The sequence below is a fragment of the Polynucleobacter sp. es-GGE-1 genome (assembly GCF_018882005.1).
Classification (GTDB): Bacteria; Pseudomonadota; Gammaproteobacteria; order Burkholderiales; family Burkholderiaceae; genus Polynucleobacter.
Genome location: NZ_JACVPE010000002.1, coordinates 42894 through 57700 on the forward strand (window position 1 = coordinate 42894; position 14807 = coordinate 57700).

The window sequence follows — 14807 nt, forward strand, 5'->3', positions numbered from 1 at the left end:
TTAGAAAATCAATCCTTCTTTTTCTTTTTCTTTTTCTTGGATTCTTTTGGCAATTTATCGGCTTTGCCGCTGGCGTATAAACACCAAACCTTGATTTCTTCAAATAACTCGACAAGGTCCTCATGTGGGAGACTTTTTAAGTCAACTAGCCCAATTGCGCCAGTTTCTTGCAGTTGTTTAACTGCATCTTCATATCGATAATCACTCATGGCTTCAACTTGTCATTGTTAGGAATAGGCAATCCTATCAAACTAATATGACAACTCCCCCTTTTTGACTGTTTTAATGGGTTTTTAGTCCGGATCGTCAGAAACTTCGGACTCTCTTTTAACCCCGGTTAGCCCTGCCATCAGTCGCTCTAGAGGGCCTCCAATGATGAGGGTTAACAAAATTGCTCCCAAGGATAATCCCCCCAAAACAAATTGCCCAGCCCCAAAAGACGCGCCAATCAGAGCGCATGCCCAAAGACTGGCTGCCGTAGTCAGGCCATGAACCTTTTGGGAGCGTTGCTCACGAATGATGACTCCAGCACCTAAAAATCCTAGACCAGTGATCAGTCCTTGGAGTACGCGACTGACAGCCTGTGCATCATCTTGGACAAAGTCACTAATCAGCATGACCGCTGTTGCCGAGCCAATGGCAACTAAAGAGTGAGTCCGAATGCCAGCAGATTTGTGATGAAGCCAACGGTTAAGGCCAAGAATAGCGCCAACTATCAAGGCTAGAGCTAGTCTTAATGCGATAGTGCTGTAAAGGCTCCAATCCATGATTCGAATTCCTTAATGAATGATTATCAAATCAGTGTATCCCAGTCACTTCAATCTGTCATAAAAACGCCTCTCCCTTGTCATTTCATTATTGAATAATCTGAATGAGGTTGTTACTGCATTTCCACACAATGGAAATGCCGAGACTAATCTTTCACCACAAGGATGCAATATGAAAAAATTGATTTTACGTTTATGGAACGCTTGGAATGAAGCAAGAGTAGGGTATGCAAATCGATATGCGAATCACCGAATTGGTAGCTAGTCATCAGCATGTCATGTATTAACGCAATATTTATTTTCGGATATTTTCTGACCAAGATATAGTGGTAGCACTCTCCCTTAGACCCAGTTTCGACTGGGTTTTTTCTTTGATTGATATTAATAAAACTGAAATAAAGACGCACTAGGATAGTGTCATCTTCTCTTTAGAAAGTGAAATCGACATGAACACAAATCTTACTCAATATTTGTCTGATGTATTTCGCAACGAAGTCCAAGAAAAACCTCCACTAGACTCCGGTGAAGTTAAGCCTAAAATTGCCTACTTAAATGATCGAAAAACAAATCAATTTCTAATAGACGGAAAGTATGCATTGCGTCTCGATGAAATTATTTGAACTGAAAATTTATCTATTCATTTCTGATGACTCGCCCCTATAACATTCTCTTTCTGTGTACTGGCAACTCTGCTCGCTCTATTCTTGGAGAAGCCCTAGCTACGACTCTTAGTCATGGCCGCTTTATTGGCTATTCGGCTGGTTCAAAGCCAAAAGCCTATGTACATCCTATTGCTTTAAAACTTGCTAGGGAGATGGGTTATCCACTTGAATTACTGAGAAGTAAAACCTGGGACGAGTTTGGTAAAGAGGATTCACCTCAAATGGATTTCATCATTACCGTTTGTGATTCTGCAGCTGGAGAAGAATGTCCATATTGGCCCGGTCATCCTACTACTGCCCATTGGGGCTTTATGGATCCTGCTGCTGTAACTGGTAGCGAGCATGATATGTGGGAAGCCTTTAGAAAAGTTGAAATGGGATTGCGTAATCGGATTGAATTATTAATTGATCTTCCAATAGATAAGTTGGATCACTTGCAGATCAAAGATGAACTGCATGCTATTCATCATCAATGCAAATAAGACGGATTAATAACAGACCTTAATATGGCGACCTATAGTATTTATTACGCCGGCTTATCGCTGACAACCCATCAAAAATTCACCCTTGCCAAAGCGATCACCAAAATTCATGCAGATGTGACTGGTGCAGAGGCCTATTTTGCTCAGGTGATCTTTAAGCAATTAGATCAGCATGATTGCTTTATTGGTGGCGTTCTGCTTGATGAACCACATATTTTTCTAAATGGTCAAATCCGCATCGGTAGAAGCGAGCAAATGAAGAAACAATTGTTAGTTGAGCTCGAGATTGCTATACAAAGCACTACTAAATTAGCAGGGCACCAAATTTGGGCCTATATTGACGAAATTGTCCCCGGTCAAATGATTGAATACGGCCAAATCTTGCCTGCCGTAGGTGATGATAGTGTTTGGTTCTCGACTCTCCCGGCAAGTATTCAGAAAAAGCTGATTTACCTCAATTCTTAATCAACCCTCCTTATTTGTATAAGCATTAAGATGTGCAGGTAAGTTCATTGCCTAGGTAGCCCATGTCTTCTGAGAAGAAACCCCTATTTGCCGTTCTGAGGTCAGTAGAGTCCTTTAAAAATCCTCGCCCAAGTATCAAAAAGCGAATGGCCGATGGCAAGGCCTTACGTAAGCAGGTGAGCATTGCCGAGCAAGGGGTATATACAGCGCCAAAAAGCCGCATTGATCCTGTCACGATCTTGGAAGAGCAGGCCAAGCAACGCATTCAATCTTTAATTCCGATTCGCTATGAACGGATGCTGCAGTCTCCCTTCGCTTTTTACCGTGGTGGCGCTGCCATCATGGCACAAGATTTAGCCAATCAACCCACAACTAATATCATTGTCCAGCTCTGTGGAGATATGCATGTTTCCAACTTTGGTTTATTTGGAACAGCGGAACATCGATTGGTATTTGGTATAAATGATTTTGATGAAACGCTACCTGGCAGCTGGGAGTGGGATATCAAACGTTTAGTTTCTAGTGCTCTGATCGCATCAGAGAGCTTGGGTGGCGATAAGGCCTTGGGTAAAAAGTTGGTTTACCACATTGCATCAGAGTATCAAAAGCGGATTGAGCAATACTCCAAAATGCCTTATTTGGATTTGGCGCAAGAATTTATTGGTGAGAAAGATATTCGCAAGCACTTTAGCAAGGAGCATCAGAAAAAATTAGATGCCTACCTGAAGGAGACCAAGGGGCAGGGTAATATTCAGGTGCTGCAAAGTTTGACAACACTGGTGGGCAAAAATCGACGCATTATCAATAGACCTCCATTAATTGAGCATTTTAAAAAAGATGCTTATGGTATCTCCTTAGAATCGATGATTGATAAAGCCTTGTTGAATTACTCCAGCACATTATTGGTAGATCGACAAATCTTGTTTCAGCGTTACTCACTCAAAGATTTCGCCAGAAAAGTAGTCGGTGTTGGTAGCGTTGGAACCAATTGCATGGTCTTATATTTTGAGGGTGATAGCGAAAACGACCCCTTATTTCTGCAATACAAGGAAGCGCAAAAATCGGTCTTAACGCCATATCTTGGCGAATCTATCTATCGCGATATGGGTCACCGTGTTGTAGCTGGCCAGAGATTGCTTCAGGGTGCCCCCGATATCTTCTTAAATTATGGCGCCGTTCAATATGATATCCATAGGAGTCAGGGTTTCTATTTGCGTCAATTGCGCGATATGAAAGGCGGTATTGGAGTTGGTACTGGTGGAGTGACTTTAAAAAACTTTCCTGATTATGCAAAGTTATTCGGTTGGGCCTTAGCCTTAGGTCATGCACGTTCGGGTGATGCTGCCATGATTGCGGGATACTGCGGTCAATCAGCAGAGCTCAATGAAGCGCTATATTCTTTTGCCAAGTCGTATTCAAAGCAAAATATGAAGGACTATGAGCAATTCTGTAAGGCGGTTAAATCCGGAAAATTACAGACGGCAAAGAAAAAAATCGCCCTTTGAGGCATATTATGGTTTAGTCATCAGACTGTCATTTTCTGGGTGGATATTGTAGTTTCCCCCAACTTTTTTCTTGCTTCATTCTATGAAAATATCCTATCTCATTAAAGCCGTACTCCCGGTTTTATTTACTTCCTTTGCGGGATTCATTGAGGCGGCTGCGATCTATCCAATTGATCAAGCTAGTATTTTGGCTAGCTCTAAATTCGATATCAAAGTAGAGTTCAATCAAGTAATTGATCCCAGTAATCTCTCCCTCACTATTAACGGAGCACCTGTCAATCAACTGATCACTAGCAAATCAGAATTTATTCCTGACGAAAACGGTAAGGGTAGCTCAGTGATCTATCGGGATGTGCAACTGCCTAAGGCAGGAAAATATGAGTTAGTAGCTCGTACACCACAAGAAAAGTTACAAGTGACTTGGGATGTTTATGCAAGCGGTCCACGTAAGGTAAAAAATATCATTTTGTTTGTGGGTGATGGCATGACCATTGCCAACCGAACTGCTGCCCGTGTTTTATCCAAAGGCATCACAGAGGGTAAATATCAAGGTAGGCTGGCATTCGATGACATGCCCAGTACGGCGATGATTGGAACTTCGGGCTCTGATTCTTTGATTACCGATTCTGCTAATTCCATGAGTGCTTACACAACAGGACACAAGACTGCTGTTAATGCCATGGGCGTTTATGTTTCTCGTGCCAGTGATAATTTATCTCACCCTAAGGTAGAGACGATCACTGAGTTGCTCAAGCGCAAGACCAAGATGTCAGTAGGCATTGTGTCTGATGCTGAATTACAAGATGCCACCCCAGGAGCTATGGTAGCCCATACAAGACGTCGCGCTGATAAGCAATATATTGCTGATCAATTATTAGCCAGTGGGGCCGAGGTTATTTTGGGCGGTGGTGCTGCTTACTTTTATCCTCAATCGGCAAAAGCATCTAAGCGTAAGGATGAAAAAAATCTCATTGAAGCATTTAAAACCGATGGCTACCAACTGGCATTTACTAAACAAGAGTTAATGTATGCTGCGGATAATAAAAACACGAAAAAATTATTTGGCGTGTTTCATCCAGACAATATGGACGGCTCTTTAGATCGCCTTTTTCTCAAAAAGAATACTGTTGCCCAATACCCGAATCAACCTGATCTCACAGAGATGACTCAGTCGGCGATAGAGGTTTTATCTAGAAATCCAAATGGATTCTTTTTGATGGTAGAGGCTGCTCTAATTGACAAGTTCAACCACCCATTAGATTGGGAGAGAGCGGCTTTTGACACCATCATGCTGAGCAATGCTGTACAAATTGCTAAAGATTTTGCCAAAAAGAATCCGGACACACTGATTATTGTGACGCCGGATCATACCCATAGTGGTTCGATCAGTGGCGTAGTTCATGACGATATACCGGGCCCACTGCGCGAGAAGGTGGGCACCTATGCATCGGCTGGATTCCCTAATTACCCTAAGGCAGATGTGCAGGGTTATCCCAATCAAATTGATGTGACTAAACGTCTGGCATTCTTCTACGGCAATTACCCAGATCATTATGAAACCATGCATCCGAAACTGGATGGGACGTTTGTCCCAGCAGTCAAGAATGATTCTGGAAAATTCGTAGCTAATCCGAAATATATTCAGCTACAAGAAGATGCCATTCATGTGGGTGGCAATTTACCATCTCATCAGGATGTTGGTGTGCATACTGCAGACGATGCCTTGCTTAATGCAATGGGCCCAGGTTCTGAGAAATTCAAAGGCTTTATGGATAACACAGAGGTATTTAAAGTTATGGTTCAGTCTTTGGGTCTTGGCTCAAAATAAATTCCCTGCTTATGAGGTTTGTTACTCATATTAATTAGCTGTCATTGACTGAAACTGCAATCAGTCAATGACACAATACTGAAACATTCCTGGTTCAGTATTGCGCTGTGAATATTAAATCTGAACTTCTAGAATCAATCCTTACCTGTCCTCATTGCCAAGCCTCTGAGGTCATCAGCATTGAAGTGGGTAGCTCTTACCACCTCTATCGTTGCCATTCTTGCAGCACGATTCTTAAGCCCAAGTCAGGTGATTGCTGCATTTTGTGTAGTTTTGCTAATCGCGATTGCTCAAGCTCTGAGCAAAACTTGGCTGCCTAAACGAGTCCTGCCAAGCCCAGCCCATTAGGTCTGCTGTCATTTTCATCAATGTGTCACGGTTTTTACATAAAATAGACATATTTGATACAGCATTCCATTTTTGGGGAATATTTTGGCAAGTCATCCCGTAGATCCTTTATCTAATCCTGCAGACCTTATTGCTGCAGTGGATTTGGGATCTAATAGTTTCCGGATGCTCATTGCTCAGGCAGTCAATACACCCTCTGGCACTCAACTAAGACCTATAGATACCTTGCGTGAGTCGGTGCGTCTCGCTGCCGGCCTTACAGAGAATAAATTACTTGGTAATGATGCGTACCAGAGAGGCTTATCCGCTATTCGCCGCTTTGGCGAGCGTATTAGAGGATTTGATCCTGCCAACGTGCGCGCGGTTGCGACAAATACCCTACGGGTTGCAAAAAATGCTCAGCAATTTGTGGATGACGCTCAAATAGCTTTAGGCTTTCCAATCGAAGTGATTGCAGGGGTTGAAGAGGCGCGTTTAATCTATATTGGTGCCGCCCATGAAGTCCAAGCCGTGCAAGGCAATCGTTTGGTGGTTGATATCGGCGGTGGCTCGACAGAATTTATCATCGGCAAAGGCTATGAACCCAAGCTCTTGGAAAGTCTCTACATAGGCTGCGTTTCTCATAGTATGCGTTTTTTCCCCAAAGGCAATATCGATGCACATGAATTTAAAGAGGCGGAGTTAGCTGCCAGACGGGAAATTCAAGTCATTGCTGGGGCTTATCTCAATTCTGGCTGGAAACAGGCAATTGGGTCATCAGGTACGGCGAGAGCTCTGGCGGAGCTGATTTCCGCAAATGATCTCAATGGTCACGGGGATGGCCTGAGCATGGGTCGCGCGAATCCCAGCAGCGGTTTGATTACGCGTGAAGGCTTAAAAGCCCTTAAGAAACTTTTGCTTAAATATGAGAATGTCAATCAAGTTGAGTTGGTAGGTCTTAAGGATGACAGAAGGTCTGTTTGGCCTGGTGGCTTAGCCATCATGCTGGCGGTGTTTGATGAGTTGGGCATCGAAGAGATGGAAGTCACTGATGCGGCTTTACGAAGTGGTGTCTTATACGATTTACTGGGGCGCTCACAACATCATGACATGCGCTACGTAACAGTTGAACAGTTCATGCAGCGTTATGCGGCAGATCGTGAGCAGGCTAATCGGGTTGGCAAACTGGCGGTTGATTTTTTACAGCAGCTACCAAAGCCTGAGGCAGAGAATAGAGCAGATAATGTGGCTTTGTTGCAGTGGGCGGCTAATTTGCATGAAATCGGCCTTTCAATCTCGCATAATGGTTATCACAAGCATTCAGCCTATATCGCAGCGAATGCCGATATGCCTGGATTTTCCAAGAATGATCAAGCTAGATTAGCAGCCTTATTGATTGGCCATACTGGCAAGCTTGGAAAGCTCGCAAACAACCATAGTTTTTATGATTGGCGCATGTTGTTTTGCTTGCGCTTAGCTCAAGTGCTGTGCCGTGGTCGCAATGACACCAATTTACCGCGTATAAAAGTTTCTGAACACGATGGATCTTATCTAGTGAGTCTTTCTAAAGAGTGGGCTGCTGAACACCCTCTAACAGAATTTAGTTTGATTAAAGAGGCGGCTGAATGGGAAAGAGTAGGTCGGTCTTACCAAGTCAGTCTGAAGTAATACTGCTGCAGAATAAAAAAGCCTCTTCACGTGGAAGCGGCCAAATCACCTGAAAATATTTTCTTAGAATTACATCCCCAAGAAATGCTTTGCATAACGTGGATTGATATCTGACAAACGCAGCATAGTCAGTAAATCTACAGTATTGAAGTCAGGATCCCATGCTGGAGCGCTACAAATCTTGGCACCCAATTTAAGGTAACCCTTAATCAATGGAGGAGCGTCAACTTCTAGACCACCATTGAGCTTATCTAAGGGCAATGGTAAGCGGGGGAAGGCATGAAACTCAGTTGGCGCCATTTGATCGCTGCCAAGGGAGTTATAGAGACTGGCTGCAAAGTGACCACCGTCTGCCATCGGAATGCTTGCGCAACCGAGCATGATTTCGTAGCCATTTTTCAGCATGTACTGGGCTAAACCACTCCACAGAGCCATGATGACAGCACCAGAGCGATAGTCCTGGTGAACACACGATCTGCCAAGCTCGACTAATTTAGGGCGCAAGTGATCTAAACGGGTGAGGTCAAACTCAGAGTCAGAATACAAGCGACCAATTTCCTTAGCCTTGTGTGGTGGCAGAACGCGATAGGTGCCAACCACCTTAAGTGTGTCTTGATCGCGAATTAATAGGTGGTCACAATAAGCATCAAACTCATCGACATCTAAACCCTCTGGGTTTTGAGAGAGATTTGCGCCCATTTCTTCTGCGAAGACTTTATAACGTAAACGTTGTGCTTCTTTGACTTCACTTGCGCTACTAGCCCATTGAATCTGAAAAGCAGGACGTTTTGCTTTTGCTGCCTGAGGTACAACGGCAACTGCTTCAGCTGCCGCTAATTCAGCACGGGCTTTGGTGGCAAATTTTTTCCCAAATAGCTTCTTGGCCAGCTTTTTAGAGAGCTTTTTAATGGGATTTAACTTAGATTGGCTTGGATCCTTTTTCTTCCTAGGAGAAAAGATCTCAAAGGCGCCAATTGGGTTTGGTATATCAGACATAGTTAGCCTTGTGTATGGTTTATATGATCGTAGAGCGCATTTATTACGGTTTTAAGACAATCGGAATACAGACGGCAGACCACATCAGAACGGCAATAAACAGGGCTAACATGACCGCAGCAGAGCCAAAATCCTTGGCGCGCTTAGAGAGGTCGTGATGTTCAAAGGAGATGCGATCAATGGCCGCTTCAACGCTGGAATTGAGCAACTCAACGACCAATACCATGAGCAAAGAGGCAACTAGCAAAGCCTTTTCCAAATAACTAATTGGCAAAAGGAAGGCGACTGGCGTTAATAAAACGAATAGCGTTAATTCTTGTCTAAAAGCACTTTCTTCTTGAAAGGCATAAACCAAGCCACACCAAGAATTCTTAGCTGCATGCCATGCTCTAGCAAGTCCACGATTCCCTTTGTGGGGGTTTTGGTCTATGTGATAGGGGGAGGTCAAAACAAGCCCTTATTAAGCAATGGCAGTAACATGCACATCAGTCGTTGGTACCGGCTTGAGATGTTTTGCAAACTCTTCAGAAGCGGCTCTCCATGAAAATTTCTCAGCGTGCGCACGGGCAACTTCACGAGGAATTTTTAATGCTTCGATACAGGCCACACGTAAATCTTCATTCATGGCGCCCGCTTTGGAGTTTCCGAGAACATCAATGGGGCCGGTAACGGGATAAGCCGCCACAGGAGTACCGCAAGCCATGGCTTCTAGTAAAACAAGTCCAAACGTATCAGTCTTACTAGGAAACACGAATACATCAGCTGCTGCATAGACTTTGGCAAGCTCATGCTGTTGCAGAACACCAAGATAGTTCACTTCAGGATATTTTTCTTTGATGCCTGCCATCGCTGGACCATCACCAACTACCCATTTAGACCCTGGTAAATCGATCTCTAAAAATGCATTGATGTTCTTTTCAATCGCTACTCGACCAACATACAAAAATATGGGATGTGCAGTATTAAGAGTCTTGGATTCTTGCATTTTGAAAATATCCAAATCAACACCGCGTGACCACAGAACCACATTATTCAGACCGTATTTCTCAAGGTCATCTTTCACAACAATCGTTGGTGCCATCACTGCCATTGAAGGGCCATGGAACCAGCGAATAAAGGCATAAGTGATTGCCAGCGGAATACCAGTACGTGCTTTTACATACTCTGGGAAACGGGTGTGATACGCAGTAGAGAAGGGTAGATTGTTCTTAACAGCGTATGAGCGGGCAGATAAACCTAAAGGACCTTCTGTAGCAATATGCATGGCATCGGGAGCAAACTCTTTGATACGACGGGCTACTTCTTTGCCTGGAAATAAGGAGAGCGCGATATCTGGATAAGTCGGGCAAGGGATGGATTTAAATCCATTGGGCGTAATCATTTCAACCTCATGACCCATCGCAGTCAATTCAGCGCGGGTTTGCTTGAGGGTGCGAACAACGCCATTTACCTGTGGATCCCATGCGTCAGTAATGATCATAATTTTCATAGCACAGCCTCTTTCAGAAGTGATTCAACAGCAGGTTGGAAGGCAATTTCAGGAGTTTCAACAGGTTCACCCTTGATATAGGGCCAGTGAACAATTTTTAGCTCACCCGTATGGGTTTCAACTAAGGCGGTTAAACTTTCGACCCAGTCGCCATCGTTGCAGTAGAGCAAACCATCAATCTCACGGATTTCTGCTTTATGGATGTGGCCACAGACAACTCCGTCGCATCCGCGCAGACGGGCTTCTCTAGCCATAATATGTTCGAAGTCAGCGATGTAACTCACTGCATTCTTGACTTGATGCTTTAAGTATTGAGAGAGTGACCAATACTGCAAGCCCATTTTGACTCGCAGCATATTGAAGTAACGATTAATATAGAGAATGAAGGAGTAGAGCGTATCACCAACATAGGCAAGCCATTTGGCGTACTGCATCACTCCATCAAAAAGATCGCCATGGGTAACCCAGAGCTTCTTGCCATCTAAGGTAGTGTGAATTACTTCCTCAACAACCTTCACATCGCCGAAAGAGAGTCCAAAAAATTGACGGGCGCTTTCATCATGGTTGCCGGGTACGTAAATCACTTCAGCTCCCTTACGAGCCTTACGTAATAGTTTTTGTACGACGTCGTTATGAGCCTGTGGCCAATAGAATGACTTCTTTAAACGCCAGCCATCAATGATGTCACCAACGAGATAAAACTTATCGGCTTCGTTATGCTTTAAAAAATCGAGGAGGTAGTTTGCCTGACACCCTGATGTTCCTAGGTGTACGTCTGAAATCCAGATGGCTCTGTAATGCATCATGAAACCGTATTAAGCCAAGCCACTATGTAAGCATCATGACATTTTTAAGTCAGTTTGATGACGCAAGGCATTTGCTATATATTGAAGCCGTATATGAGTATTCCTCCAGCATTCATTGAGAAAGAAACCCCTTTTATTACCCGTTTTGGTCTATGGATGGCCATTTGGGCTCATGTTCTTTCTGGAGTAGCCACCCTCTTCATGGTGTTTCCATTCGCTAATCTGAAAACCAGACACTTTCATATTCAGCAGTGGTCAATAAAGCTGCTGAAGATTTTTGGCATTCAATTGCGGGTGATGAACCCAGGTATTCTGCCGAGCAATTCCTATTTACTGGCGTCCAATCATATTTCCTGGCTAGATATTCATGCTATCAACGCCTTCAAACCCATTCGGTTTGTGGCTAAGTCTGAGGTAGAAAAGTGGCCTATATTTGGATGGATGGCAAAACAGTTAGGTACGGTTTTTATCAAACGGGATAGCTCTAGACATGCCCATGTGGTGGTGGGGGAGATGAGTGCCGTACTGAAATCGGAGTCAGTCTGTATTTTTCCCGAGGGCACATCCACCATCGGTGAAACTGTGCGTCCTTTTAAGCCAAACTTATTCGAGGCCGCTGTGATGGCAGATTTGCCGGTCTACACCCTAGCAATTCGCTATTTATTCAAGGCAACTGGTCAACGCTCAGATGTGCCTGCTTTTGTAGGAGATATGGGGCTTTTGGAGTCAATGAGCAAGATTCTCAAAAACCGGAATTTGATTGCGGAGCTCACCTTTTTTCCACCCCCTGCCGCAACGTCTGAGCAGCCAAGTGATCGAAAATGGCTGGCTCTGCATAGCCATGAGCAAATTGCCAAGTACCTAAGCTCGTCAAATACCTTGTAGTCTGTAACAATAATGTCATAAGTTAGGGCGTAAACTTCACATTATTCAGTGGAAATAAGATGACTTCAAAGCATACAGAGATGGCAGAGTGGTATCAACGTGCTCAAGAAGAGATTCTTGATAGCATGGATGAAGAGCTCGAAATGGAGCTTGATGACGATCGTCTCTCGCCTGATGGTGAAGCTGGTTCCCAAGTCCCTCGCAATGTTTACTTTAAAGAGCTCTTCAGATTGCAGGGAGAACTTGTAAAGCTCCAAGATTGGGTCGTTGCGAATAATGTAAAAGTAGCTGTGCTGTTTGAAGGTCGCGACTCAGCCGGTAAGGGTGGAGCTATCAAGCGGATTACCCAGCGCCTGAATCCGCGCGTTTGTAAAGTGGTGGCTTTACCTGCGCCAAATGAACGTGAAAAGACGCAGTGGTATTTCCAAAGATATATTTCTCACCTGCCAGCTGGCGGTGAGATAGTGTTGTTCGATCGCAGTTGGTATAACCGTGCTGGCGTTGAAAAAGTGATGGGCTTTTGTACCGACGCAGAGTATGAAGAGTTCTTGAGAACTGTTCCTGATTTAGAGCGCATGATGATTCGCTCTGGAGTTATCTTGATTAAATACTGGTTCTCAATCTCTGATGATGAGCAGTACAACCGTTTCATGATGCGTATTCACGATCCATTGAAGCAATGGAAACTCAGCCCAATGGACTTAGAGGCTCGTCGCTTATGGGAGCAATACACCAAAGCAAAGGAAACGATGCTGGAACGCACGCATATTCCGGAAGCCCCTTGGTGGGTAGTAGCGGCCAATGATAAGAAAAAAGCCCGCTTAAATTGCATTACGCATTTGCTAAACCAGATCCCTTATAAAGAGATCGATCACCCTGTAATTACTCTACCAGCCCGCGTTCACAACCCTGATTACCTCCGTGGACCGGTGCCACCAGAGATGTACGTCCCTCAAGTCTATTAATCCTCGCGGTATAGTGATAATCTCTTGCAAACAGAGGTTATTGTGAAAAAACTCCACCCGTAGATTACCAATAGAGAATTTAAGCTGCTTATCAAGCCCAAAGGCTTAGATCGTCGCAGCAAAATCACCGCCCTTAGCGAACAGCTGATCAAGTTTTGCAAGAAAAACAAGGTTGATTTTTTTCATCTAGATAATGCTAATACCGGTTTGCGTAACATTTATTTTTATGACACGCCGGGCGAAGATTTTCGCCTGAACAATATTATTTTACGTGTCCGAGAATCACGCCAAAATGTTTGGGTGGATGATTACGCTGAGGTCACGCTGAAATGTCGTGCGCATGAGATGGATCATGCCTCAAACTTTGACCCGACACCGCAGAAAAAGATCAAATCACGGATTCGCTTCAAAGAAGAAATTCTCCGTGGAGATGGGCTGGGTACACAACGTCAAATATATTCAAACAATGCCATCTTGGATGCTGTTCCGATTGATGATCTCTTTGATAGAACACTCAGCAGCGCTAATAAATTCTTTCCTGGTCTTGCTAAACTCGCCATTGATAAAAAATCACCGCTACGTATTGTGGGCGGATCAACCAATAAAATATTAGAGGCCTGCTTGCCATTGGGCAATCTCGTCTTTGGTGATGGTGTTCAGGCGCATTGTGATATTGCTATTTGGATGAAAAGTGCGGGAGACCCTATTGTTGGCGAACTGGCTTTTTCATATCGAGTCAATGATGAAAACCGAGCACAAGCTAAAGCTCATAAGCGAGCAGATAAATTCTTCAAACAACTTCAAATTGAGCTTGCCGATTGGCTAGAAATAGGGAGTACTAAAACTGCCTTGATCTATGGAAAGCCTGAATGAGCCTTGAAAACCCTAGTGGGGATAAAGTCAAGGTCACTCTGAGTGATTTATTTATACAGTTTTTGATTATTGGTGCAGTGAGTTTTGGTGGTGGAATCATTGCTTACGAGCGGATTCTTCTCATTGAAAAACGAAAATGGCTCAGCGCTGATGAATTCATGGGTTACTTGGCGATTAGTCAAACCATGCCTGGTTTAAATTCAGTGAACTTAGCAGTGCTCGCTGGCGATCATTTGCGGGGAATCTGGGGTGCAGTGATTGCTGCATTAGGATTAATTCTTCCGGGATCTCTTTTTGTCTTAATCATTGGCATTGCTTTTACCAACAATAATGATCATCCACTTGCAAATCTGCTTTTAACTGGGATTGCCGCTGGTGCATGCGGTCTATTGGCTGCGATTACATACCGTATTGGCGATGAGCACTGGAAGCACTTGAAATCCGTCATCATCATTGCATGTACCTTCGGACTCATGAGCATTGCAAAACTCTCTTTGCCTTTAGTTCTGTTAATCATGGCGCCGATTTCTATCTATGTATATAGGCCAAAACTACAGCCATGAGTTTGCTAGTTCAACTCGCACTCACCTTTAGTCTTTTATCGATCCTGGCTGTTGGAGGAGGTACTGCTGTCTTGCCAGAGATGCAAACTCTTTTCGCTCATCAATTTGATATTACTCATGCACAATTTATTCATATCTATAGTATTGGGCAGGTAGCGCCTGGCCCCAATATGTTGATGGTGCTTATTATTGGTTTCAAAGTAGCAGGTATAGTGGGTGCGGGTATTGTGCTGCTGGCCTTTTTTCTACCTTCTAGTATTTTGTGTTTTTATGCAGGTCGTCTATGGAGTCATTTTGCTCATAATCCCTGGCGACGCACTATCCAGAGTGCTTTAGAGCCTATCTCTATTGGATTGATGGCATCTGGCGTGTATGCCGTTGCTAAGGCATCAATCGTCAGCCCAATGACTCTGATCTTGGCGCTGTGTACGCTTTACTTGATTCTGAGAACCAAGATCAATCCCGTTTTTGTGATCTTAGGATCAGGCGTGCTGGGTTTTATTTATCTGCGATTTTTTTAAGTAAG

Annotated in this window: 18 protein-coding genes; 12 read left to right on the forward strand and 6 right to left on the reverse strand. The window is 43.9% G+C overall.

Annotated features, from left to right (window positions below; all coding sequences use genetic code 11):
• Positions 1–8: 8 nt before the first annotated feature.
• Together ICN35_RS01165 and ICN35_RS01170 are read right to left on the reverse strand one after the other, a co-directional pair.
• Positions 9–209, reverse strand: a complete 201-nt coding sequence (locus ICN35_RS01165; RefSeq protein ID WP_215297043.1) for a hypothetical protein — start codon at positions 207–209, stop codon at positions 9–11.
• An 84-nt stretch (positions 210–293) separates the two neighbouring features.
• Entirely contained in the window at positions 294–767 is a 474-nt protein-coding gene (locus tag ICN35_RS01170; RefSeq protein ID WP_216860792.1) for an MgtC/SapB family protein, read from the reverse strand.
• Between the two features lie 446 nt (positions 768–1213).
• Between ICN35_RS01170 and ICN35_RS01175 the strand changes: the two genes are divergently transcribed.
• The 7 genes from ICN35_RS01175 to ppx all read left to right on the forward strand — a co-directional run bounded on the left by ICN35_RS01175 (position 1214) and on the right by ppx (position 7704).
• Positions 1214–1387 (forward strand): hypothetical protein, encoded by a 174-nt coding sequence (locus tag ICN35_RS01175; RefSeq protein ID WP_216123597.1) that lies wholly within the window; start codon positions 1214–1216, stop codon positions 1385–1387.
• A 26-nt stretch (positions 1388–1413) separates the two neighbouring features.
• Positions 1414–1911 (forward strand): arsenate reductase ArsC, encoded by a 498-nt coding sequence (locus ICN35_RS01180; RefSeq protein WP_216123598.1) that lies wholly within the window; start codon positions 1414–1416, stop codon positions 1909–1911.
• Positions 1912–1935: 24 nt separating this feature from the next.
• The gene (locus tag ICN35_RS01185) at positions 1936–2376 is read left to right on the forward strand and encodes a tautomerase family protein (RefSeq protein WP_216123600.1); all 441 of its coding nucleotides are present in this window, start codon (positions 1936–1938) and stop codon (positions 2374–2376) included.
• A gap of 62 nt (positions 2377–2438) precedes the next feature.
• On the forward strand, positions 2439–3881 hold the full coding sequence (locus ICN35_RS01190) for a DUF2252 domain-containing protein (protein ID WP_216123601.1): 1443 nt from the start codon (positions 2439–2441) through the stop codon (positions 3879–3881).
• Between the two features lie 82 nt (positions 3882–3963).
• Positions 3964–5709 carry an alkaline phosphatase gene (locus ICN35_RS01195; protein WP_216123604.1) on the forward strand — a complete coding sequence of 582 codons (1746 nt, stop codon included), beginning with the start codon at positions 3964–3966 and terminating at the stop codon, positions 5707–5709.
• 185 nt (positions 5710–5894) lie between these two features.
• Positions 5895–6029, forward strand: a complete 135-nt coding sequence (locus tag ICN35_RS01200; RefSeq protein WP_370625647.1) for a GDCCVxC domain-containing (seleno)protein — start codon at positions 5895–5897, stop codon at positions 6027–6029.
• Positions 6030–6141: 112 nt separating this feature from the next.
• Complete coding sequence (ppx, locus tag ICN35_RS01205; RefSeq protein WP_216123608.1) at positions 6142–7704, forward strand: exopolyphosphatase; 1563 nt, start codon at positions 6142–6144, stop codon at positions 7702–7704.
• 69 nt (positions 7705–7773) lie between these two features.
• Here the strand turns inward: ppx and ICN35_RS01210 are convergent, their stop codons facing one another.
• From ICN35_RS01210 to ICN35_RS01225, 4 genes are read right to left on the reverse strand one after another with little or no spacing between them, the layout of a single operon-like run.
• Entirely contained in the window at positions 7774–8700 is a 927-nt protein-coding gene (locus tag ICN35_RS01210) for a GNAT family N-acetyltransferase (protein ID WP_255535666.1), read from the reverse strand.
• A gap of 43 nt (positions 8701–8743) precedes the next feature.
• A complete protein-coding gene (locus ICN35_RS01215; protein WP_215297053.1) occupies positions 8744–9148 on the reverse strand; it encodes a diacylglycerol kinase in 405 nt (134 codons plus the stop codon).
• A 12-nt stretch (positions 9149–9160) separates the two neighbouring features.
• Entirely contained in the window at positions 9161–10189 is a 1029-nt protein-coding gene (locus ICN35_RS01220; protein WP_215297055.1) for a glycosyltransferase family 1 protein, read from the reverse strand.
• Positions 10186–10995, reverse strand: coding sequence for a UDP-2,3-diacylglucosamine diphosphatase (locus ICN35_RS01225; RefSeq protein ID WP_370624067.1), 810 nt, complete (start codon positions 10993–10995; stop codon positions 10186–10188). Before ICN35_RS01225 ends, ICN35_RS01220 begins: the two co-directional genes overlap by 4 nt.
• A gap of 93 nt (positions 10996–11088) precedes the next feature.
• Between ICN35_RS01225 and ICN35_RS01230 the strand changes: the two genes are divergently transcribed.
• The 5 genes from ICN35_RS01230 to ICN35_RS01250 all read left to right on the forward strand — a co-directional run bounded on the left by ICN35_RS01230 (position 11089) and on the right by ICN35_RS01250 (position 14802).
• Positions 11089–11880, forward strand: a complete 792-nt coding sequence (locus tag ICN35_RS01230) for a 1-acyl-sn-glycerol-3-phosphate acyltransferase (RefSeq protein WP_216123610.1) — start codon at positions 11089–11091, stop codon at positions 11878–11880.
• Positions 11881–11939: 59 nt separating this feature from the next.
• Positions 11940–12845, forward strand: coding sequence for a polyphosphate kinase 2 (ppk2, locus tag ICN35_RS01235; RefSeq protein ID WP_215297058.1), 906 nt, complete (start codon positions 11940–11942; stop codon positions 12843–12845).
• Positions 12846–13052: 207 nt separating this feature from the next.
• Complete coding sequence (locus tag ICN35_RS01240) at positions 13053–13718, forward strand: hypothetical protein (RefSeq protein WP_216123612.1); 666 nt, start codon at positions 13053–13055, stop codon at positions 13716–13718.
• Entirely contained in the window at positions 13715–14281 is a 567-nt protein-coding gene (locus ICN35_RS01245) for a chromate transporter (protein WP_216123614.1), read from the forward strand. Before ICN35_RS01240 ends, ICN35_RS01245 begins: the two co-directional genes overlap by 4 nt.
• Positions 14278–14802 carry a chromate transporter gene (locus tag ICN35_RS01250; RefSeq protein WP_216123616.1) on the forward strand — a complete coding sequence of 175 codons (525 nt, stop codon included), beginning with the start codon at positions 14278–14280 and terminating at the stop codon, positions 14800–14802. The genes ICN35_RS01245 and ICN35_RS01250 overlap by 4 nt, the downstream gene beginning before the upstream one ends.
• Positions 14803–14807 lie beyond the last annotated feature (5 nt).

What these genes read in the sequence shown, in the direction of transcription:
- ICN35_RS01230 (WP_216123610.1), top strand. Translation starts at nt 11,089, where the DNA reads ATGAGTATTCCTCCAGCATTCATTGAGAAAGAAACCCCTTTTATTACC.
- ICN35_RS01175 (WP_216123597.1), top strand. Translation starts at nt 1,214, where the DNA reads ATGAACACAAATCTTACTCAATATTTGTCTGATGTATTTCGCAACGAA.
- ICN35_RS01195 (WP_216123604.1), top strand. Translation starts at nt 3,964, where the DNA reads ATGAAAATATCCTATCTCATTAAAGCCGTACTCCCGGTTTTATTTACT.
- ICN35_RS01190 (WP_216123601.1), top strand. Translation starts at nt 2,439, where the DNA reads ATGTCTTCTGAGAAGAAACCCCTATTTGCCGTTCTGAGGTCAGTAGAG.
- ICN35_RS01250 (WP_216123616.1), top strand. Translation starts at nt 14,278, where the DNA reads ATGAGTTTGCTAGTTCAACTCGCACTCACCTTTAGTCTTTTATCGATC.
- ICN35_RS01210 (WP_255535666.1), bottom strand. Translation starts at nt 8,700, where the DNA reads ATGTCTGATATACCAAACCCAATTGGCGCCTTTGAGATCTTTTCTCCT.
- ICN35_RS01180 (WP_216123598.1), top strand. Translation starts at nt 1,414, where the DNA reads ATGACTCGCCCCTATAACATTCTCTTTCTGTGTACTGGCAACTCTGCT.
- ICN35_RS01165 (WP_215297043.1), bottom strand. Translation starts at nt 209, where the DNA reads ATGAGTGATTATCGATATGAAGATGCAGTTAAACAACTGCAAGAAACT.
- ppk2 (WP_215297058.1), top strand. Translation starts at nt 11,940, where the DNA reads ATGACTTCAAAGCATACAGAGATGGCAGAGTGGTATCAACGTGCTCAA.
- ICN35_RS01225 (WP_370624067.1), bottom strand. Translation starts at nt 10,995, where the DNA reads ATGATGCATTACAGAGCCATCTGGATTTCAGACGTACACCTAGGAACA.
- ICN35_RS01170 (WP_216860792.1), bottom strand. Translation starts at nt 767, where the DNA reads ATGGATTGGAGCCTTTACAGCACTATCGCATTAAGACTAGCTCTAGCC.
- ICN35_RS01245 (WP_216123614.1), top strand. Translation starts at nt 13,715, where the DNA reads ATGAGCCTTGAAAACCCTAGTGGGGATAAAGTCAAGGTCACTCTGAGT.
- ICN35_RS01185 (WP_216123600.1), top strand. Translation starts at nt 1,936, where the DNA reads ATGGCGACCTATAGTATTTATTACGCCGGCTTATCGCTGACAACCCAT.
- ICN35_RS01220 (WP_215297055.1), bottom strand. Translation starts at nt 10,189, where the DNA reads ATGAAAATTATGATCATTACTGACGCATGGGATCCACAGGTAAATGGC.